The 20,864-nt window shown below is 34.6% G+C and carries 20 protein-coding genes; all 20 read left to right on the plus strand.

What is annotated here, in order from left to right; all coding sequences use genetic code 11:
• Window positions 1-117 precede the first annotated feature (117 nt).
• Window positions 118-747: an NlpC/P60 family protein gene (locus SOP96_RS00460; protein ID WP_326319277.1), complete on the plus strand. Its 630-nt coding sequence runs from the start codon at window positions 118-120 to the stop codon at window positions 745-747.
• The gene (locus SOP96_RS00465; RefSeq protein ID WP_326319278.1) at window positions 747-1,676 is read left to right on the plus strand and encodes a type VI secretion system baseplate subunit TssG; all 930 of its coding nucleotides are present in this window, start codon (window positions 747-749) and stop codon (window positions 1,674-1,676) included. Before SOP96_RS00460 ends, SOP96_RS00465 begins: the two co-directional genes overlap by 1 nt.
• Entirely contained in the window at window positions 1,673-2,629 is a 957-nt protein-coding gene (locus tag SOP96_RS00470; RefSeq protein WP_326319279.1) for a TssN family type VI secretion system protein, read from the plus strand. Before SOP96_RS00465 ends, SOP96_RS00470 begins: the two co-directional genes overlap by 4 nt.
• 29 nt (window positions 2,630-2,658) lie before the next feature.
• A complete protein-coding gene (locus tag SOP96_RS00475) occupies window positions 2,659-3,819 on the plus strand; it encodes a hypothetical protein (protein ID WP_326319280.1) in 1,161 nt (386 codons plus the stop codon).
• A 54-nt stretch (window positions 3,820-3,873) separates the two neighbouring features.
• Window positions 3,874-4,386, plus strand: coding sequence for a type VI secretion system TssO (gene tssO / locus SOP96_RS00480; RefSeq protein WP_326319281.1), 513 nt, complete (start codon window positions 3,874-3,876; stop codon window positions 4,384-4,386).
• A 25-nt stretch (window positions 4,387-4,411) separates the two neighbouring features.
• On the plus strand, window positions 4,412-4,972 hold the full coding sequence (locus SOP96_RS00485; protein WP_326319282.1) for a hypothetical protein: 561 nt from the start codon (window positions 4,412-4,414) through the stop codon (window positions 4,970-4,972).
• Between the two features lie 22 nt (window positions 4,973-4,994).
• Window positions 4,995-5,693, plus strand: coding sequence for a hypothetical protein (locus SOP96_RS00490; protein ID WP_326319283.1), 699 nt, complete (start codon window positions 4,995-4,997; stop codon window positions 5,691-5,693).
• Window positions 5,694-5,711: 18 nt separating this feature from the next.
• The gene (locus SOP96_RS00495; RefSeq protein ID WP_326319284.1) at window positions 5,712-6,140 is read left to right on the plus strand and encodes a GPW/gp25 family protein; all 429 of its coding nucleotides are present in this window, start codon (window positions 5,712-5,714) and stop codon (window positions 6,138-6,140) included.
• A gap of 56 nt (window positions 6,141-6,196) precedes the next feature.
• The gene (locus SOP96_RS00500) at window positions 6,197-7,234 is read left to right on the plus strand and encodes a hypothetical protein (RefSeq protein ID WP_326319285.1); all 1,038 of its coding nucleotides are present in this window, start codon (window positions 6,197-6,199) and stop codon (window positions 7,232-7,234) included.
• A 13-nt stretch (window positions 7,235-7,247) separates the two neighbouring features.
• Window positions 7,248-7,727, plus strand: coding sequence for a DUF4280 domain-containing protein (locus SOP96_RS00505; RefSeq protein WP_326319286.1), 480 nt, complete (start codon window positions 7,248-7,250; stop codon window positions 7,725-7,727).
• Between the two features lie 431 nt (window positions 7,728-8,158).
• Entirely contained in the window at window positions 8,159-10,444 is a 2,286-nt protein-coding gene (locus SOP96_RS00510; protein WP_326319287.1) for a glycoside hydrolase family 19 protein, read from the plus strand.
• 2 nt (window positions 10,445-10,446) lie between these two features.
• Window positions 10,447-11,865, plus strand: coding sequence for an SH3 domain-containing protein (locus SOP96_RS00515; protein ID WP_326319288.1), 1,419 nt, complete (start codon window positions 10,447-10,449; stop codon window positions 11,863-11,865).
• A gap of 101 nt (window positions 11,866-11,966) precedes the next feature.
• Window positions 11,967-13,061 (plus strand): hypothetical protein, encoded by a 1,095-nt coding sequence (locus SOP96_RS00520; RefSeq protein WP_326319289.1) that lies wholly within the window; start codon window positions 11,967-11,969, stop codon window positions 13,059-13,061.
• Window positions 13,061-14,149, plus strand: coding sequence for a hypothetical protein (locus tag SOP96_RS00525; protein WP_326319290.1), 1,089 nt, complete (start codon window positions 13,061-13,063; stop codon window positions 14,147-14,149). The genes SOP96_RS00520 and SOP96_RS00525 overlap by 1 nt, the downstream gene beginning before the upstream one ends.
• A gap of 14 nt (window positions 14,150-14,163) precedes the next feature.
• Window positions 14,164-15,615, plus strand: coding sequence for a hypothetical protein (locus tag SOP96_RS00530; RefSeq protein WP_326319291.1), 1,452 nt, complete (start codon window positions 14,164-14,166; stop codon window positions 15,613-15,615).
• Window positions 15,616-15,696: 81 nt separating this feature from the next.
• Entirely contained in the window at window positions 15,697-17,523 is a 1,827-nt protein-coding gene (locus tag SOP96_RS00535) for a type VI secretion system baseplate subunit TssF (protein WP_326319292.1), read from the plus strand.
• 65 nt (window positions 17,524-17,588) lie between these two features.
• Entirely contained in the window at window positions 17,589-18,038 is a 450-nt protein-coding gene (locus SOP96_RS00540; RefSeq protein ID WP_326319293.1) for a hypothetical protein, read from the plus strand.
• A 20-nt stretch (window positions 18,039-18,058) separates the two neighbouring features.
• Window positions 18,059-19,429 carry a DUF5458 family protein gene (locus tag SOP96_RS00545; protein WP_326319294.1) on the plus strand — a complete coding sequence of 457 codons (1,371 nt, stop codon included), beginning with the start codon at window positions 18,059-18,061 and terminating at the stop codon, window positions 19,427-19,429.
• Between the two features lie 445 nt (window positions 19,430-19,874).
• On the plus strand, window positions 19,875-20,261 hold the full coding sequence (gene tssD, locus SOP96_RS00550) for a type VI secretion system tube protein TssD (protein ID WP_326319295.1): 387 nt from the start codon (window positions 19,875-19,877) through the stop codon (window positions 20,259-20,261).
• A gap of 210 nt (window positions 20,262-20,471) precedes the next feature.
• On the plus strand, window positions 20,472-20,858 hold the full coding sequence (gene tssD / locus SOP96_RS00555) for a type VI secretion system tube protein TssD (RefSeq protein WP_326319296.1): 387 nt from the start codon (window positions 20,472-20,474) through the stop codon (window positions 20,856-20,858).
• Window positions 20,859-20,864 lie beyond the last annotated feature (6 nt).

Consider the following 20,864-nt stretch of genomic DNA (forward strand, 5'->3'; position numbering starts at 1 on the left):
TAATGTTGCGCATTTCACAATAAATTGAATATATTTGAAGCGATGGATTTTTCATGTTTTGTTGAAAAAGCAATGAAATTATCTTAATTAAAAAACGAATGCCATAATAAAAACACGATGAAGAAAAGTAAATTTATTACAATCCTTTATTCGTTTATTTGTATCGCTATGCTTTCCTGTGGCGGTAAAAAATATATTATAGAGATTCCTTACCATTATTCCAATAAAATTTTTCAACCAGACCAGTCAGGTAGTACCAACTATTCCGTAGTAAACGATAATCCGGAAGGATTGCATGACGATACACTCAAAATCAAAGAAAAATATTCAATTATTATGGAAGTTATGCCAAAAGAAATCACAGATTACAGGCTCTATTCCTATATTGATGAGTGGCTGGGAACACCTTATAAAAAACAGTCTCTTGAAAAACAAAAAGCAGTTGATGCTTCCTATTTTATACAGGCGCTGTTCAGTGATGTATATGGAGAAACATTTTCCAAAACGCCGGATGGTATTTTTCGCTCCAAAGCATTGCAGCTTTTTACAGGAAGAGCATTTTTAAAAGAAGGAGACATTATTTTTTTCCGGTATGATAAATCCCGGCCCATTTCCGATGTCGGCCTTTACCTTCATAATGACCGTATTTTGGCTTGTACCGCTAAGGGTCTCAATATCTATGATTTTAATGACGAATATTTTCAGCTTCGTTTTGTTGCTGCAGGAAGATTAAAAGAGAAGAAATAATGAATTACATACAATATATTGCTTCGCTCATTACTTCCCTTCAGCACGACATCCGTGCAGAAGTCATTATCAATGATCTCATCCGTAGCGGAGATCTGAAGCAAGAGGAATACATGATCCGTAAAGAAGGCCAGTTTTCACGGGCTTATCGTTTCGATGTGCTGGATGCAAAAATTCTGGATTATGATGACGATGAGAAGCTTACCTTAAGCCTGTCCCGAGACAGCATGTACGATACACTTCCGGAAGGCATATCACATAGTGCCTCGGATGATATTCCCGGGAAAGAAGTAGATGGGATGATTCGGGAGTACTACGATCAGAAAAAACAGCAAAAAGCAGCAAGGAAATTCTTTCAGCCCTTTGAAAATGAAATATTTGAGTTGGGTGTGGAAATAGAACGCTTTGAAAGTGATTTCCTTTTTAGTATGAACGGAAATAAAGTTCCTGATATGTTTTATACATTCTGGAATATCAGCAGGGAATTTCCGCCGCTGCTAACCTCAAAGTTCATCAGGCTTCTTCCTTTTACCTATAAAATCGTGGGAAATATTACACAGGCCAGCCATATACTTTCTGTGCTGCTGGAAGAAAAAGTAACGGTAAATGAGCGGACGTATCAAAAGTACGCAGACCAGAGCAGGGCAACTTTGCTGGGAGAAACCCGCCTCGGACTGGATTCCATAACGGGAACTCAATATGATGATTACTCAAAGCATATCGATATCAAAATCGGCCCTTTGAAAAATTCATCTTTCACAGAATTTATACATACAGGAAAAAAGAAGCAGTTTGTTGATTTGTTTTATGAATACTTTTTCCCGATTGAAATAGAAATTACCACCATTATTCTGCTTCATGAAGATGAAGAAAGATTCGACATGAGCCGGAAAACCGAAGCTGTTCTAGGATATAATACTTGTATATGAGTAAGATTAAAAAATATATTACCAACTTATTCGATCCGCAACTTCTCATTATTGTGCTGGTTGCTATTGCCGTATGCATCATTCTTACGATGATTTTTTCTCAGAAAGCAAAAGAATTTAAACAAAGATATCGATCCAAATTCTATATTTATCTTTTCTCAGTCGCCTTCATATACGCAATCATTGCGTTATTGGGCTACAACAGGCTTTTTCAGGGCAATAATCTCTATGAGTTCTTCTTCTATCAGATGTGCTCTCTCATCATAGGAATCATACATTGTTATGTATATCGTGGCTATTTTGACAAATTTGAGCTCAGAAAACCCGGTAATGAATACCTTTTTGCTGTTGTTTCCGTATTTTATGCTTCTGTGCCGTTTATGCTGATTTATTCCTTTCTTAACGGTACAGATCTCGTCTATCTGATGCTGGGACATTTTATTGTATTTTTTATCCCGACATTCCTGAATGATACATTCAACCGCGCAATGAATATCCCTCCGAAAGTTTATGTAACATGGCAGTTTCCGGAAAATTACAAAGAAACCGTTGGCCTTTCAGATGATGAGTGGCGGGATATGGTTGTTTTCACGTATGTAATGGATAAGGATAAAAATGCCAGAAAATACAGCGTTTACAGGGCAAAAGGGCCAACAAGGCTTGATTTCGGAAGGCTTTTTTACAATTTTGTGGTAGATTACAACCAAAGACATCCGGAAGATCAGATCCAGGTAGAAGACGAAAACGGACTTTTCAGCTGGGTATTCTTTCTGCAGCCGAAATGGTATGAATCTACTAAATATATCGATCCTAATCTTACGCTTTATATGAACGGGATTGAAGAAAACAGCGTGGTATTTTGTATGAGAACAGACCAGGTCTTAGGCAAAAACAAACCAACCCGGAAAGCCGATTTTGAATACAGTCAGGAAAAAGAAACCCAATATCAATAATAGCCATTAACCAATAAAGATTACCACAAATGATAGAGAAATTAACCCATTTTCCGGTCAATTGGATAGACGGAATGAAGATCAATAAAACCCATTTTATTGATGTACAGGATTTTGTAAGTGATTCAGTGCGCGATGCAGTGGGAGTGCATACTTCAATGATTAATTACGGTCTTCTGCCGGTAAAGAATTCTATTAAAATTCATCTGATTATTGATAACCACAAACTTCTGCGCATAAAAGTGGAAGAGTGCCATGCCGTAACGCCCAATGGTTCAAGAATAGAGATTGGAGGAGATCAGTCTGAAAGCCTGGCACTGTCCATTCCCTATCCTGAAACAGTCCGGGAGCTAAAAGAAAATGAAAATGCGGTATTGCTGGCCTGCATTTCCGTAAACCATTTCAAAAGAACACCTTACGGAGAACCGGACCCTGAAGAAAATCCGCCCCGATATCCCTACACCCGTCCGGAATACTCGCTTAATCTCATTGCGGAAGACGAACTTAAAAACACCATCGGTTTTGGAAGCAGCTATCTCATTATCGGAAAGATTCTTGTAAATGCGGGAGAATCTAAAATTGATGAAAATTATATTCCTCCTAGTGTCTCTGTTTCCAGTCACGATAAGCTGCAGGATCTGTACACCGAAATAGATCGTTTTTACGGACAGATTGAATTGTATTCTACCCAGATTTCCCAAAAGATATATGCAAAAAAACAGTCGAACAGCCTGGCGTTGATGATGGAACTTATGGCTGATAAAGCATTGAATTATTTAGGCAGTGAAATCAACCGCTTCAGGTGGATGGCGCCACATTCTGCTCCTGCAAAGATGCTGCTCTCGGTGGTGGCGCTGGCCAGGATTCTTAAAAACTTTATAGATGCCCGCTCCGGAGCAGGAAAGGAAGAGCTCCTGAATTATTTTGCCGAATGGTGCAACGTGAGCCAGGGAGATTTCGAAATCATATTCTCGGATATTATCAATCTGGATTATAATCATAATCATATGGACAGAGCAATCGTAAAGATAATGCACTTTATGAAAACACTGGAGGAACTTTTCTCTATCCTGAGCAGGCTCGATTATATCGGGAAAAAACGCGACGGAAGTATTTTCGTATCAGAAAGCACCGATGAAAGGGATATTATTATCCACGCCAGGAGAAGCCGTACTTTCCTGGCAGATTAACTATTCAAATGACAGCTGACCCCTCAATTATATTCTAAAATTTAAATAATATTCATGGAAGTTTTAAATAAAAGACAGCGGAGAAGTGCTTATTGGTTTTTTGTATTGTTTTTCCTGCTCACATCCACCCTTATTGTAGTGGCCGTATTTTTCAATACGTATTTCCCGTTTAAAGAAAACAGTCTTCTGAAAGCTGAAAACATACGTATGAAAAAAGAAATGGAAACCCAGAATAAATTTTCTTTTCAGCTGGAAAAAGTAAAAGCGGCTGTAGATTCTATGGGAATGCCCAAACAGAATGATTTTTTTAATGAAAAACTGGCTCTTTCCATTCTTGCAGATATGTACAAACAACTCCCGAAAGACACCCTGAAAAACAAGAATATGTACAACAATACGATCATGACCTACAAGGATTTGATTGATGCTAAGAAACAAATCAAACAGCTTTCAGGAAATCAGGCCCTTATGGACAGCTTAAGCACGATCAACAAAACGCTGAAAGAAGAATACGATAAAATGAAAACCGATCTTGATGTTTGCAGGCAATTGTATCAGGTTCAATAATACCAATAACTAAAAATAAATCGAAATGCTAAAATTCTGTATTACTTTTTTCTGCATATCCTTTTTTGCCCCAAGTTTTCATGCTCAGGATAAAGTAGCGGATTCTGCAGAATTTGCCCATTTCGACTGTGAGATTACCCAGACCAAACAAAAGCTGGATCGCCGTTTTTTTGCGAGTGTACCGGCAATACGGATTAGGATTAATAATGAAGAGCAAATGTATGCTTCTTTGCATCTGGGGAAAAGAAAAAACAAAATGTATCTCTATCTCAAGCTGCTGGCAGATAATATATGCATTAAAAAGGATAAAAATGTTGATCTTCATTTTAAAACAGGTGAAATCCTTACTCTGAAAAACGAATACCCGATCAACTGTGAATCGCTTTTCGTAAAGCAGCTGACTAAAAAAGAACTTAAAAAGCTCAGAGAAAATGAACTCACATTCCTACAAATATATACCTACAAAAAAAATTATGAAATGTATCTGAATGATGTACAAAATCAGGACATTCATCAATATATCGATTGTCTTTCGGCATATAAAATCAAAAAAACGAATGAAGTAAAACCTGAAAAGAATAAATAACCTGTTAACACGATCACATAAGATGAGCCCGCTACCCGAATTGAACCTGAATTTAGGAATGTCAAAAGACAACAGTTCTTCCCTTGATAAACAAGGAAAAGAAGCCATCATGGTGCGAACCGATTCTGCCTTTCGGAAGCATATGATTAGCCTTATAATATCCGATCAGGAGGCGGGAACTATAACTTTGAAGGTTGACGGAAAAGAGATTGAAGTTCCCACATATAAAATGACCGTGACTGATGATAAAACAGAAGAAACGCAATCCTATCAGGTGACAAGGGATATGTTGAGGTTTGTTGAAACAAAAAACAAAAAAAGCCTTTTATCATTCTTCGGATTTAAAAAGTTTGATAAAACTTCTCACTTCTACGAAAATATTCCGTTTGAGCCGAAACGGGATGATATGGAAACCTTCGATATTTCAGCATACCGGAAATTATCCCATGATACGCTTGTTTACCGGCTGGAAAAAAATGGAAAAAAAATCGTAATCTATGCTGGAGAGATCAGCAAATTTTCAAAACCGGAGGGTGTTGAACAATATTTTATTGTGGTAGATCATGATGATGGGAAGAGCTTTACCGGAGATATTCTTTACCGCGAAAAATTTCTGAAACTTACCCCGAAAGTAGAGCTCAGGATTATAAAAAGAAAACAGGTTCCTAAGAATTTCGAGTACGATAATAAGGGAAATATCAAAAAACTGGTTTACCTGTAAAAAAATAAAAAAACACCAATGAAAGGAATTTATTATAAAATACCCATAGATTTTGAAGGGCTTACCGGTAAAAAAGATGTTGATAAAATTTCCTTGGAGGCCTCCATTCGTCAGCACATATTTTTATTAGCGACCACGGCTTTGGGTGAGTGTAAATTTGATGAAACCTATGGCACAGAGATTTGGGAAATGGATTTTGATTTGATGAAGAGCGACAATATGCTAAAAGAGCTGATTGCACAAACGGTGAAGACTTCCATTACAAGGCACGAGAAACGATTGACATTAGAGAATGTAGAAGTGTCTGTACAGGATTATAATTTAGGAACATTAGGAAAAATAAAGATGAAAAAGAAAGTAACCATTGCTATTAAAGGATTGATATTGGAAACCAGCCGTCCCTTTACGTTCAGTAATTCCTTCTTTGTGGGACCGCTATCATATTAAATGCTCTCGTAAAGTAAAAGAATAAAAAAATGTCATTTTTCATAAAAACCCATATCGTGCAAAAAGGAGAGACAATTGATGATATTGTTTCTAAATATGACATTCCGGATGCGGAAATACTGCGGTATTTTCATAATCATCATGCTCCGGAAAACAGCAGTCATATTGGTTCTGTTGTGTTTACAGAACAAGAAATTTTCATACCACAAAAACAAGATGTTCAGAAAATATTAGAAAGCCAAAAAAAATTAAGAGAGGATAGGAGTGAGCGGAAGGAAAATCATTTGAAAAATAAAATTCTGTATCCGGATTTCTTGGCAATAAAAAACCATTATCAAGTAAAAATATCTAATTACAAAGATCCAGGCTCTCCGGATGTATTTAGCTTTGATGCCCAACTCCGATATATGAATCAGAGCGAACAAAATTCACCGCTTTTCTATTACAAAAAAGAAAATTATTTAATCAACGATGAAAAACCACATACAAAACTGGGCGATTTGGCAACAGAAGCTATTCAGTTTCTGTATCCGTTAGAATTTTCTTTAGAAAAAAATATTGCCAAACCGTATTCAATAAAAAATTTAAAAGAAATAAGAACACGTTGGGAAAAAACAAAAGACCGTGTTTTCAGCTCTTATTCCGATGCTTATTCTCTTAAATACATCAAAATGATGGATGAAGCAATGAATGAAGGATTAAGCAACTATATTTTAAATGACTTGTTTTTACAATTCTTCTTTTCTCCCTATGTAAACTATAAGAATGGAAATTATGAAGGTGAACGAAATTTTCATACCTACAGGATACTTTATCAAGATACAATGCAAATGCAAATTACCGCAGATGAAATCCATATTGAGCAACAAGCTTACTGTACTGACCCCAGAACTCCGCAGCAAATTCTTGACAAATGGATACCCGATGAAGAAGACATGCAAGAGGAAAGTGACAATACCTTGGAGTCTTACATAAAGGGAGCTTATATTTTAGATAAAAATTATAAAATTTTGAAAAAAGCAAATATAGAGCTGCAAACCAATTTTTATGAAGAAGAAACAATACAAATAGAAATCAACATAATTGAAAGATGAAAAATAAAAAATCATGTCTAGCGAACACGAAAATAAGCATTTTGTAATCCAGAAAGGAAAAGCGATTTGCGATAAAGGCACCAAATTTCCGAATTTTAAAGTAACCAGCCACCAAAAACATTATTGGAATGATGATAGCGGTGATGCAGATTATCTTGCAGTTACAGAAGATGATATTCAGTTTAATCCTCCTGCTGTACCCTTCGGTAATTGTGCACTGAAAAACAACCAGCCGTGTACCTTTTCTGCGGCTGGAAAATGGAAGAAAACCTATGAGAAAGTAAAAGTCACCGGAAAAAGTTGTCTTACCGAAATTTCTGAATTGCAATGTGCTGTCGGCGGAAAAATAAAAGTAATGGAACATGGGCAAAAAGCACAACTTAGTAAACAGAATTTTAAGAATAGCAATGCTACAATCCATAACCAGATAAATCCCTTAGTGGATTTAGACGAGTTTATAGAAGACTTAGACGGTGATGATTTTTATTCTTAGAAATACAAATACACACGATGGGAAAAATCAGCATATTAGGAAATCAAAATCCACAAATAGGAATTCCACAGCAATACAGTCTTTTCAAAACGTTTGAATTTTCAACCGTTCAATCTCCCGTATTTGATTTTCATAACGAAGTGGCTCATTGGGAAATTCATGTCCTGGAAAGAGGAAACTGGAGAAAAACCGTTGGCAATTCCAAAACAGGGGATTCTGTAAGCTACACCTTCAACCAAAAAAGCCTTACCAGAAAAGGAATAAAACTAGTCGTTATAAAAGGTAAAGACAAGGGTGAGCTTATTATAAAAACAAAACCAGCCGGGCAGCCGAAAATAAATAAAATTGAGCTTCTGGATATCAATAAGCATAAAGTAACCAAGCCTTTGAGCTATGCGGATACCCTATATGCTAAAGCGTACTGCACGGATATGGAAGGGGAGACCCTATTTTTTACCCTTTGGGAAGACGATGCCAAAGGAGCAGGACATAGCAAAACAAACCAGGTAAATAAAATCAATACATTTCCTGTACCTGCAAAAGTGAAAAAAGGCATTGCCGAAGCAAAATTTAATATGGCGCAATATACCATGGCATCTATGATTGCCAATAGGCAGGTAGCCAGAGGAGACAAAAATGAAGGAAAAACCCATGAATATTATGTAACCGCAGAATACTTTGGGAAATTGCAAGCCAGTAACAATATTAATATAAATAATCCCGCGTCTAATACATCTCCCCAAAAAGTACCCGCAAGCAGCCAACTAAAAACGCCCACATCTGCCCAGCCGAAAACCGCCCCGAAACCTCCCAATAAAAAGCCGGCACCACCTGCTCCTGCACCTAAAAGGGAAACCTACAAAAAACCGATTACATCCAAAGCTACAACCAAAGCATCCGATGCAAAAGGCAGGATAAAAGAGGTTTCTTTTCTGGATTTTGCAGGAAGGCCTCTGGAGCATGCCAAATATGGCACTACAGTAACGGTAAAGATTACTGCACAAAACATGAAAGGCAGGGCAGTAAAGCTGAAAGTATGGGAAAATGATATCCTGAACCAATTGGTTCTGGAAAAAAATTACATCTTGGCAGGAGACGAAAGTTTTATAAAACTACCCCTTACCCAAGCCATGCAAGACAAAGGAGACGACTGGAAAGAAGGCAGCACCCAAGAACTTTTTTTAGAAGTAGAATATGCAGGGCAAAGCATAGACTCCGAAGTGATAAATGTAGACGAAAAAGCACCTCCCAAGAAAATAGAAACGAGGAGGAGTAAAGCGGTGGTGAAAGACAACAAGCAGGAAGCAAGTAATAAAAGCAAATGTCCTAACTGTGAGAAAGATATCACATTAGAACAGATCAAAGCAATATGTGTAAGTAAAAAAAATAAAAATGGGGTAGAAACAACCTTGATTGAAGATGATACTATAATAAAGAAAGCACTTCCCTTTTTGAATAAGTATAGAAAAAAAGTAGGAATAGACACTTGTATTACGAAAGCTCATTTTTTAGCTCAAATATCACACGAAAGTAAATTTTATGAATTACAAGAAAGATTTAAATATTCTAGTGCTAGTCGAATGAATGGAATATTTGATTCTTATTTTAAACAGTTTGGAAAAAAAAGGATGAGTGAGGCAGAACGATTATCTGAACTATCACTGAAAAAAGAAAATTGGCCAGAAGTTGCTAATGCTATTTATGGAAAAACTCATCCGAACGGAAAAAAACATACAGATCCAAATGATGGTTGGAGATATAGTGGCAAAGGCTTTAAACAGATTACTTGGAAAGGAAATTATGAAGAGTTAGAAAAATATACAAACCAAATTTTCGGCACTAAATACGATTGGACAGATGGAGATAATCCATATAAGCTTAAAAAAAATCCTGAAGAAGCAATCACTTCTGCTCTTGCTTTTTGGGGCAAACATAATATTAACAACGTAGCCACAGAAGTCAGTAATGAAGCGGTTAAAAATGTGACGAGATTAATCAATCCAGCTTTAGACGGTCTATCTGAAAGGGAACGATTTTTTAAGAAAGCTGTAGAAATTTTAAAAGTAAAAGAATGTAAGCCCAAAGGAGAAGTAAAAGTATCTAATGAAAAAGGTACCGTCGTTTTAGTATCTGGTACAGATAAAGTTTTGAAAAATGATCCTGCAAAAGCAGGTTTGCAATGGATGATGTATAAAACCTCTGTCTATAGAGATATTAGTTTAGCTACGTTCAAAAAATTAAAAAACAGTAATAAATTACCTGAAGCAGACTATGTTACATATTTAAGCAGGGACACTCATCAGGTAACAAATTCGAAAGGAACAGAAATTTATAAACATTCTGACAAACGTTTTGGTCAATATAATGAAATTCCTCCTGGAGAATATTTTTTAGTTCCAGGATTGGCAGGGCAAAAGTATTTGGTATACGTTATTGATTCAGAATCAAAATCCGCCAGTTCTGAGAATGGGATTGATGGATTAGATGGCCCAAGAGGAGGCGTTGCATTACATCACTATTGCCCAAGATTTTCAGTAGGGTGTTTTACATTTAATTCAGGTAAAAACACACAACCTATTAAGGATTTTATCAATGAAATCCCTGATTTAAAATTGGGAGATAATAGACCTGTCCATTTTATTTTAGAACATAGAAAAGTTATTGAAACAAAATGGGAAAATTCAGCATATGGAACAAAAAAATGGAAAGGAATATAAATATGAAAAAAATAATTTTTTTATTAAAAACATTTGCTTTAGTATTTGCTATTGCGTGCAATGGGCAAGAAAAAAATAATGATATGAAACATATAGCGCCTTATAATATTTCTCATGAAGGAGACGGAAAGAAATTTAATTATGATGATTTTTCCATAGAAATAATTAAAAAAGCAAAAAAAGATTTAAATAATTTAGGGTTTAAATTTCCAGTTAAAGAAGTATTTAGAGAAAGAATTTTGAAAGTTTATGGTATGGATGTTTTTAAATATGATAATAACATTATTGCTTTGAGACCTTCAGATTTTCCAGAAATAGTTGTTAAAAATGAGAATTATATTTTGGTACAAGATAGCGATTCAGATAATGAATTCTTCATAAATGCCGAAATGCTACTTTATTATAATAAATTTGTTTTTTACAAAGACAAAAATGCTTTTAATTTGTTAAAGGTAGTAAATCCCTATCTATTAAAAGATTTAGTTATAGCATATGGTTATAATGAGGATAAAGAATTAATAAAGTATGTATTAAAAGATTACGATTTTGATAATGTAGTTAATACTCATGATTTGCTATTTTCATATAATCCAGAAAATAATAAATATAGGTTACGAAAGGGTATAATGGATGATATAGAAAATCTTGTTTATGGAGGCAAAGTAGAAGACTTTTCATATGCAAAAGAAGGTAATGGTTATAATAGTATTTCTGAAATCATACAAAAAATAGAATACCAAAAGAATAACTATGTTAATCCTGATGAAACAATAGCTTATTTGTATGACAAAGAATTACAAGTTGGAATTTTAGGATATATTCAGCAAAAATTAGATAATTCTCCAGCTTATATAAAGTTTTTGAAAAAAAATAACTTCTATAAATTTGAAAAATTAAAACAATATGTCGAAGTTATATATCAATCTCCTGATGGCGATAAAGTAGAAAATAATAAATTTTATATTGATGACCCCGACGGCTACACCAATCTCCGCAAAGAAAAAAGTTCATCTTCCGAAGTTTTGCAGAAAATAAAATCAGGAGAATTTATTGATTTATTGGATAACTCTGGCGATTGGTGGCAGGTAAAAACCAAAGAAGGCAAAACAGGCTATGTACACAAAAGTAGAATAAAGTCGGGTAATACAAGCAAACATTCAACTTCCTATTTGTTGTACGACCGCCCCGATTTCTCCAGCTTCTTCCGGGAAATTTTAGCCAAAGGAGAAATAGAAATAGTCCACAGTACAAAAGGTTGGGATTTTGTAAAAATTGATGGTGTTACAGGCTATTTGGCAACAGAAGAAGCCATAAAAGAAAAAGAGAAAATGGCTCAAAAGAAATTCAGTTTTCTGGCAGAAGAAGAATCAGAAGAAAAGTCTAAAAAGAGAAAAGGATTTTGGGATAATTTGTTGGGGTAGAAAAAAGGAAAAGAAAAGTTAGCTAAAGGAGAGTATTGACATTATAATTACTTACATCTTTCAGGATTTGATCATAGTTTAATTAAAAAAATAAACGAAAAATGAGAAAAATTATAATCTTAATTTTTACAATCATTTTTTTTCTTCTCAGTTGTAAAGGAGAGGCTCAGAAGAATGATCTAAATAAAAGCGACAACACACACAATAAAAATATTAATTTTGATAGTGTATTGAAAAGTGGAGATTATACATGGAATGAAAGTTACTTTATGACTGCGGATTACGGAGTAATATACAATGAAAAAACAAATCCATTTGGAAATCTAACAATATACTTAATTCCTAAAAATAAACTTAAAATTAAAAATGAACAAATAGAACAAGAAAACAACAGAGTGAATGGGCTTTCTATTGATGAGTATAAAAAAAAATTTAGAATAATTATTTTTTTAATAGATAAAAAAGACCTTAATTATGCTAAATCTGGAGACCCTTTTTATTACCAAAAACCAGCATATGAAGAAAAAATATACAGCTATGATGAGAATGTTAAGCAATGGATTTTTATAGACTCTATAAAAATACTTAACGAAGGTGAAAATGAGAAAGAACAAGCTTGGCGAGAGAAATATATTTCTGATCAAATACAATCTGATACTAACCCTAAAAATAGTAATGCGTTTACAACAAGAAATTTAAATTCAAAAAAAATTATAGATTCCATCGCTGGAAGCAACTATTTTTTAGTAGAAGAACAAGAATGTGATTTAAATAATGACACGTTTAGAGATAAAATTATTGTTTTAGGAAATAACCACGATATTGATCCACAAAATCCTGAAACTAGAATAGCTCCTATTTTAATTTTATTAAATGAACAAAATAAGAAATATAAAATTTTAACAAACGAAAATATATATCCAAATAATTTCGGAGATGCTTTTAGAAGATTGGTTGTTAAGAATCAATTTTTTACAATTGAACTGTCAAATGAAGTCTCGGATAAATACATTTCAAGTAAATTTATAACTTTTAAATATGATCAAAAAAACATTATTCTGCATAAATATGCAGAAATAATAAATTGGTCTGTAAACAAAACTGATAAAATAAATTATTCTACCAAAGACTTTGGGACAATAACGTTTTTGGATTATGATTCAAACATAATTTCAGAAAAAGTAAATAGTAAGTGATGAAAATACTTTTGGGTTTTTTGATTAAAAATGGCTATAAATTACTTCAAGAAAGTGATTTTAAAAACAAATTGAAAGAATATTTTGGAATCTTAGAATTTTCAAAAGATGAAGATGTTTTGTTTTTTAATCATCCTAAAGGTTATGATATTGATGTAAAAGGACAATTTATAAATACTTATGAAGTTGAATTACATTTTCTTCAAGAAATGGAAATTTTGGAACAAGGCATTAGAAACGAAGATAACAATCACTTTATATGCTACAATAAGATTGTTTTTAATGATGATAGTCCTTCAATTACTCAAATTTTGCAGAATAAAAAAGCTATTGAAGATTTAGTTATCTATTTTGATTACGAAAAAAGTCCAATTCTCTTAAATTTCGCACTTAATTATCTTGATACTGATAACAATGAGGTCATATACATAGAGCATCTATTATTCTATAACGATAAAACAAGACAAGAACCTATAAAAAAACATTTGCTTTTAAAAATTATTGAAAAAAATGAAGATTTTTTTATTACAATTATTTGTGTTTTAGTAGAGTTCTGGGATGGGTTTTCAACAAAAAATATTTATAAATACAGAGCTTTAGCTTTCATGTTTGAAGAATTATTGAAAAAATATGATGTAGAGAAAGATAATAACGAGGGCAATAAAGCCTACCTCATTTTAAATAATTCCTATGTGGAAAAAGAAGACGTTATAGAAAATTTTGTTAAAAATAATTTTTACGGATATGCATTGCTTGAAAAATATTCTAATATATATAAATCATTAGATGAAATTACAATAGACCATAATTCTACTTTAGGTACCAAAATAACCTCGTTAATTCTCCACGACCGTCCCGATTTCTCCAGCTTCTCCCGGGAAATTTTAGCCAAAGGAGAAATAGAAACAGTTCACAGTACAAAAGGTTGGGATTTTGTAAAAATTGATGGTGTTACAGGCTATTTGGCAACAGAAGAAGCCATAAAAGAAAAAGAGAAAATGGCTCAAAAGAAATTCAGTTTTCTGGCAGAAGAAGAATCAGAAGAAAAAAACAAAAAGAAAGGATTTTGGGATAATTTGTTTGGGTAAAAAAAGGAAAAGAAATGAAAAAGTGTAACATGGCTGTTTTTTTATTTAGAATATTTGTTTTAGTATTTGCTATTGCGTGCAATGGTCAAGAAAAAAAGGAAACAACAGACAAATCAAAAACGACAATGGAACAGTTAAAAATTGAAGAAATAAAAAAGTATATTGCATTACAAAAAAATGTTGAGACAGAAGAATATGAACCCCAATCCCCACATGAATTATCTGAAAAGGATTTAAATTTAGCTGCTGAGATTATTAGTGAAGGATTAAAAAATTCTGGCTTTCAAAAATTTTCTGAGGATATTTTTAAAAACAAAGTTTTGAATATTTTTGGGGTCAAGCATAACGAAGATTATTCTAAATGCAAAAAAATTTATTCAACAAATTCATTTATTACTCTTTTTGGAGATGAAATGGATGGAAATAGGCAGACATTAATTAGTAATCAATATGATCTATTTTATTACACGCACAATTATTTTATTTCTAAGAAACAGCGTCTTATACTTCCAATGTATTTATTGAAAGATATAATTAGTGTAAGTTCTCAAAATAAATACAACATAAAGATTCCACAAAGGATAATCTTTCTTAACAAATATATTTTCAACGATGATAAAGCAAGTTTGGCATGGCTTAAAGTTAATGATAAAGATTTTTTAAGAAGCCTTGTATTGAATTTTGGATACACTAAAGATAAGGATTTATTGAAATGGGTTATGGAAAGTGTAAAATTAAAAATCAACCCGCAAGAAAATAACGCAAATGAGTTTGGTAAATTGTTGTGGCACAAAGACTGTTCAGGTACATTAAAAATTCATAATGAAACATTTGAGTTAATGCATGAAAATAATAAAAAAGAATTACCCAAATATGAAGATGATGTATTGGAATATATTTTTTATTTAAATGATGAAAAAAGCAAATTAAACATTGAACTTACTTTTGCCGAGAGAGCTAGAATATCAGCATATTGTCTTCATTTTATGCAGAAAGAAACTAATGACATTTACCAATATATCGGGAAATTTGCAAAATATAGTGATCAAGATAACAGCTTCAGTAAAGAGTTTGAGAAAAATAATTATTATGATATTCCAAATTTCAGACAAGAATGGAAAGAAGCAAAAGAAGAGGGAGATGGAACTTGGTATCCTGGTATGGAGGGCGCTTTTAATAATTCTGATGAAACAGAAAAAGCATCAACTATTTTCCATCTCCACGACCGCCCCGATTTCTCCAGCTTCTCCCGGGAAATTTTAGCCAAAGGAGAAATAGAAATAGTCCACAGTACAAAAGGTTGGGATTTTGTAAAAATTGATGGTGTTACAGGCTATTTGGCAACAGAAGAAGCCATAAAAGAAAAAGAGAAAATGGCTCAAAAGAAATTCAGTTTTCTGGCAGAAGAAGAATCAGAAGAAAAGTCTAAAAAGAGAAAAGGATTTTGGGATAATTTGTTGGGGTAAAGAAATGATAAAAAATGCAAGAACATAAAACAACCAGAAATTAAAAGAAGATAAAAAATCAGACAACCGGAACCAAAAAGAATGAACCAAGACCGTATCAAAGACCGAATATTAAGAAAAGCAGCCCGCATGTGGGGATATAATGAACTGGAAGCAGAATCCTCTTTCGATCCTGTTATCAGTTTGTTATTGTCGGCCTGTGCAGCAGAACTGGAAAAGCTGGGGTCCGAGCTGGAAAGTTCCCGCTCCAGAATCATAGAACGCGTGTTGGAAATAATGTTTCCGGAAGAAGTTTCGGGAGTTGTTCCCGCAAGAACACTTCTGCAGGTCAATCCACTGGAGAATAACACAAAAATATCTTTTTATAACAGCTTTAAAACATCCGTACGGAAGCAAAATATTTACAGCCCTGCGGAAAGCACCAGCAAAGAAGTCCATTTCAGTCCTTCCATAGAAGCCAGGCTTACCACAGCAAAAGTTAAATATATAGCATATGCCAATACTTTAAATCGGGTTGAAAGCTTCTTTTTCGAAGATGCTGTGGGAAAAGCAGAAATACACCTGCCCTCTGGAGAGCTCTGGCTGGGTATTCATTCTCCCGACAAACAGAACCTTGAAGATTTGATGTTTTTTATTGACATCAACAATACCTATCAGAAAGAGCTGTTCTACTATTACCTTCATCAGGTAAAAGTCTATTTTGCCGGTAAAGAATATGAACTTAAAGAAGGCTATAATGTAGAAAATGAAAGTCTGAACCTTGAAAATATCATCACTAAAAATTATTCGGATCTTGAACATATTTATAATGAAATCAACCAGTTTTACAGGCCGTATTTCTTTACGCTGAAAGCAGGGCTATCCTTTTCTGAAAAACCGGAAAAAGAAGAGTTATTCACGAAACACTTTCCGGGGAATGACGTAGAAGCAGAACATGATATCTTCTGGCTGAAATTTAAATTTTCAGAAGCAATAGTTCCTGAAATTTTACAGAATGTACGTTTTGCATTAAACTGTATTCCCTTCCTTAACATCAAAAACGAAAACATCAGCCGCAGAATAAAAGGAAGGCTTAATATTATTCCGATTGATGAAGGAGAACAATTTCTTGAGCTTGATTATGTATTGGATGAACGCGGAAAAAGATTAGATATCAAAAACTACGAAACCGAAACCGAAGAACTAACGTCCGTACTAAGAAAAGGAGGAGTCTCAAGATTCGACAGCAGAAGCGCTTCCGAATTGCTACAGTACCTGCTGGAGCTGATAAAAGATGAAACAGCCGCCTTTGCAGGAATGGGAGTCAATTCAGTCAGTGATATTCTCAGGCAGATCAATCAGAATGTCGCATCACTTCATCAGCTCGCAAAAGAAAAAAACTTTACCCAAACCAATAATCCTTACCTGATCATTTCTTCCGGGAACCCGGAAACAGATTTACAGTGCCAAATTTCATATTGGTCTACAAACGCACAGGATGGGAATGAGATAAAACAGATGACAAGGCTTACAGCAGCCGGCCCGGAAAACGGATTATTTGAGAATTCTGCCCTGGCCATCCGTACTTCGGTGGGCGGGAAAAAGAAACTTTCTCCCCAGGATAAAATATTGGAATACAGAAACGCTCTGCTCACAAGAGGCCGAATCGTTACGATAGCAGACATCAGGGCTTTTGCTATGAATCATTTTAAAAACCTCATTGCAGACGTGCAAGTTCAGAAAGGCACACAGAAAGAAGCCTCATTAAAAGGAGGTTTCAGCAGAACGGTTGATATCTTTCTTGTCCGCAATAAAGAAGACACAGAAAATATTCGTAGAGAAGAATGGGAATATCTCTGCGACAGCTTCTTGCTGAACCTGAAAAATGCGTCGGCAAATATGTATCCGTACCGGTTATTTGAAAAATAAATGAGAATCATCACAACTTAATACCGATTATTAAAAAAGTAAAAACAACTTAAACTCAATATATTATGTTATCAAACAAAGGAATCGGTGGTAATGAAGTACCATTGGAAGCAAACGAAGCGATTGTGGAAATCCCACAAAACAGAACACTCTTCGCACAGAAACTTACCGCAGAAGACCCGGTAAAACCCGAACTTGTGGAAGGACTTACCACGGTAGAAAAAGTCTTTGAACACTTTAAACCGGAAATTAAAGTCGATTTTGAAAACGCAGAAGGCGCCACCCGGATGGAATCTCTTAAGTTCAGTAATCTCGGAGATTTCGGAACGAAAGGAATTACAGCGCAGAGCAATTTCCTTAACGGGCTGGAAACGGAAAAAGACCAGTACCAGAAAATTGTAAAGCAGCTCAAAACAAACAAAATCCTGAAAGCGGCACTGGAAGATCCCGAAGCAAAGAAAGCACTGCACGATACGTTGCTGTTGCTCATTAAAGAACTGGAAGAAAATAAATAACCTTAAAAACGCAAAAAATTATGTCACAAAAACAACAAGAATCGCAACAAATTGAAACTCCTGTACTGGAGCAGAAAATAGCAGGACATACACCTGCCGATAAATTATTGGAAAAACTGGCGCGCTACGGAGGATTCGACTTGCTGGAAACCTCGATTGAAAATGTGCAGAATATCAATCCGGAACGTAAAGCCAGAAGAAAAATTTTCCTCACCGAAAAAAGTAAAGAAAAAGAAAGAGAAGTTCTTAAAAAAACGCTTGAGCTCTGGGCCGGGGTTATCGGAAAAAACAATGCGGTTGCAGATATGGTATCGCACTGCGAAGCACAGAAAAAATCTGCGGAAGAACTGTTGGCAAAAAATCTTTCCAGAGCCGTGGAAGCTACCCGCGAACTGGAAGCCAACTACAGAACAATTGCTCTGTTCTATAAAAATACCGAGTCGGAAAAAGTAAAAAACATCACAATAGTAAATGCTACACTTGAGCAGCTGAAAGATCTCGACAATACACGATTTATCGACACAATTCATGCCGAGCTGTCTGATAATTACGACAGACTTGACCTCAAGAACAATTACGGGCTTTTGGTAATTCCTGGGTATTTGGGCTCCAACACCGTTGTGGAAAAATGGGCAAAAATTGCCCATGAAAACAAGGTAATGCTGGTGACGGATTTTGAACACCTTGATGAACCGGATGATGTAATGGAAATGTTCGATCAGGCCTATCTTACCGGAGGAGAAATCTACCGCTCAAATATATTAATGACCTGCAACTGGCTGGTGGGAAGAGGAAGATTTGAGGAAATTAATGAACCGGATGATTTATTTGTACCTCCCTCCGGAGCCCTTGCAGGAAAGGTTTATAAAACTTTAATGTCTCAGGTAACGGCAGGCAAAAAATTCGGGGGAATAAATGAAGTGGACGGAGTAAAGTTTGACCTTAAAAAAAGCGAAATCGCCAACCTTGAAAATATGGGATTGATTCCCATGGTAAACGAATACGGAAAAGTAATGGCGTTTTCCGGGAAAACTCTCTTCAACGGAGATAATCTCGGGCTGCAGACTTATTCCGTAGTAAGGGTATTCGATTATGTAACCAAAGTCCTGATGGATTTCCTCAACAGGAGAGCTTTTGAGAATTTTACGGCTGTAACCAGAAAAGAAATCATGAACCAGATTGTAAGATTTTTAGATGCGATTACAGGCCCCGGAAAACTTATTGAAAATTTTGAAATCAGAAAATTTGAGCAGGATCCGGTGCAAAAAGACCGTATTCATCTGGATATTCATATGAAACCTTATTTCCCGGCAAAAAACTTCCTAATTAAAATGGACGGACATAAAGGAGACGACGGAAATGAATGGAATACGGAATATGAGCAAAAATAACCGAAAAATAGCATCGTGTCACGATGCTGCAGGAGTGAATAGGTAATCTGAGAAAGTTCCTCCTGCCTTTTTTCGTAATTTGTGTTTTTTTGGCACAGGGGCATTTGCTCCTGTGCTTTTTTAATTGGAAATCTCCTGATAATTGACAGATAATACACTGAAGTTCAATTGCTAATTTCCTGAATATATAAATTTATTAATATGATATTTTATCAAATAATTAAATATTTATATAAATAATATATTTCTTGTATTATTATTAAATATTAACTTTATTTATTGTTAACATAATAAAAAATGTGATAAAAAATTACGAATAATGCTTGTTTTTATAAAAATAAATTTTATTTTTGAAAAGTATTCTGCCTCTTTAATAAAATGCACGAATTCAGGAATATATTCCATAGTTGGTAGTATTATCATTTTAAACCTAAATATATTTATTATGTCATTTAAAACCATTTTAGAATACGCTGGCGCAAAGCGTAACGTTTTATCAGTAGAGTTCGGTATGTTACAGGAAACCGACAAAACGGGAAGACCCTCTTCCGTAGCCCGTGGAGGAAAAATTCATTTAACGGTGGAAGGAACCGGCGAAACTGATCTTTTTGAATGGATGACCAATTCTTTTGAAAGAAAAGATGGCAGCATTAAATTCATTAAAAGAGACAGCGATGCTACACTGAAAGAGCTTAAATTCAAGGAAGCGTATATCGTGAAGTACACTGAAAATTTTGATGCTTCAGGAGAAAACCCCCTTACTGAAACTTTTGTGCTTTCAGCAAAAGAGATCGAATTAGGCAATGCAAAACATGTCAATGAATGGGTATAGCCCTCTCTGTAAAGTCAAAATAAATTGACTCCAAACAAAATCAAAAACATTCCAGATTCTCAATAAAAGATACTCTTCAACCGGAAATTATACCCGGAAATCTGTCGTCAGTTAATGTAAACAGTTTTCCATGACTTAATTTTCAACCCATTTTGCGAGAACCGGAAACTTGTTATCACAAAACACCTATTAACCGAAAAAAAAATTATTATGTCATTTAAAGCAGTATTAGAAGTAGCCGGAAAAAAATACAATATCCTGAATGTAAATTACGGATTATTCCAGGAAACCGACGCTACAGGTCGCCCGTCTACCATCACAAGAGGAGGAAAAGTAGATGTTACCGTAGAAGGAACAGGATCTACAGAACTTTTTGAATGGATGACCAATTCTTTCGAAAGAAAAGACGGGAAAATAATATTCTTCAAAAGAGACAGTGAAGCCACACTGAAAGAACTCAAATTCACGGAAGCCTATCTCGTAAAGCACAAAGAAAGATTTGATTCGGTGGGAGAAAATCCGCTTACCGAATCGTTTACCATCTCTGCAAGAAAAATAGAAATGGGAAGCGGTGCTTACGAAAATGAATGGGTATAACCCAAA

Origin of the sequence: Chryseobacterium salviniae, assembly GCF_035819015.1 — a bacterium.
GTDB classification, from domain to species: domain Bacteria; phylum Bacteroidota; class Bacteroidia; order Flavobacteriales; family Weeksellaceae; genus Chryseobacterium; species Chryseobacterium salviniae.

Bases quoted from the DNA above. Each gene is read 5' to 3' on its own strand.
- SOP96_RS00460 (WP_326319277.1), top strand. From the start codon at position 118: ATGAAGAAAAGTAAATTTATTACAATCCTTTATTCGTTTATTTGTATC.
- SOP96_RS00465 (WP_326319278.1), top strand. From the start codon at position 747: ATGAATTACATACAATATATTGCTTCGCTCATTACTTCCCTTCAGCAC.
- SOP96_RS00470 (WP_326319279.1), top strand. From the start codon at position 1,673: ATGAGTAAGATTAAAAAATATATTACCAACTTATTCGATCCGCAACTT.
- SOP96_RS00475 (WP_326319280.1), top strand. From the start codon at position 2,659: ATGATAGAGAAATTAACCCATTTTCCGGTCAATTGGATAGACGGAATG.
- tssO (WP_326319281.1), top strand. From the start codon at position 3,874: ATGGAAGTTTTAAATAAAAGACAGCGGAGAAGTGCTTATTGGTTTTTT.
- SOP96_RS00485 (WP_326319282.1), top strand. From the start codon at position 4,412: ATGCTAAAATTCTGTATTACTTTTTTCTGCATATCCTTTTTTGCCCCA.
- SOP96_RS00490 (WP_326319283.1), top strand. From the start codon at position 4,995: ATGAGCCCGCTACCCGAATTGAACCTGAATTTAGGAATGTCAAAAGAC.
- SOP96_RS00495 (WP_326319284.1), top strand. From the start codon at position 5,712: ATGAAAGGAATTTATTATAAAATACCCATAGATTTTGAAGGGCTTACC.
- SOP96_RS00505 (WP_326319286.1), top strand. From the start codon at position 7,248: ATGTCTAGCGAACACGAAAATAAGCATTTTGTAATCCAGAAAGGAAAA.
- SOP96_RS00510 (WP_326319287.1), top strand. From the start codon at position 8,159: ATGGAAGGGGAGACCCTATTTTTTACCCTTTGGGAAGACGATGCCAAA.
- SOP96_RS00515 (WP_326319288.1), top strand. From the start codon at position 10,447: ATGAAAAAAATAATTTTTTTATTAAAAACATTTGCTTTAGTATTTGCT.
- SOP96_RS00520 (WP_326319289.1), top strand. From the start codon at position 11,967: ATGAGAAAAATTATAATCTTAATTTTTACAATCATTTTTTTTCTTCTC.
- SOP96_RS00525 (WP_326319290.1), top strand. From the start codon at position 13,061: ATGAAAATACTTTTGGGTTTTTTGATTAAAAATGGCTATAAATTACTT.
- SOP96_RS00530 (WP_326319291.1), top strand. From the start codon at position 14,164: ATGAAAAAGTGTAACATGGCTGTTTTTTTATTTAGAATATTTGTTTTA.
- SOP96_RS00535 (WP_326319292.1), top strand. From the start codon at position 15,697: ATGAACCAAGACCGTATCAAAGACCGAATATTAAGAAAAGCAGCCCGC.
- SOP96_RS00540 (WP_326319293.1), top strand. From the start codon at position 17,589: ATGTTATCAAACAAAGGAATCGGTGGTAATGAAGTACCATTGGAAGCA.
- SOP96_RS00545 (WP_326319294.1), top strand. From the start codon at position 18,059: ATGTCACAAAAACAACAAGAATCGCAACAAATTGAAACTCCTGTACTG.
- tssD (WP_326319295.1), top strand. From the start codon at position 19,875: ATGTCATTTAAAACCATTTTAGAATACGCTGGCGCAAAGCGTAACGTT.
- tssD (WP_326319296.1), top strand. From the start codon at position 20,472: ATGTCATTTAAAGCAGTATTAGAAGTAGCCGGAAAAAAATACAATATC.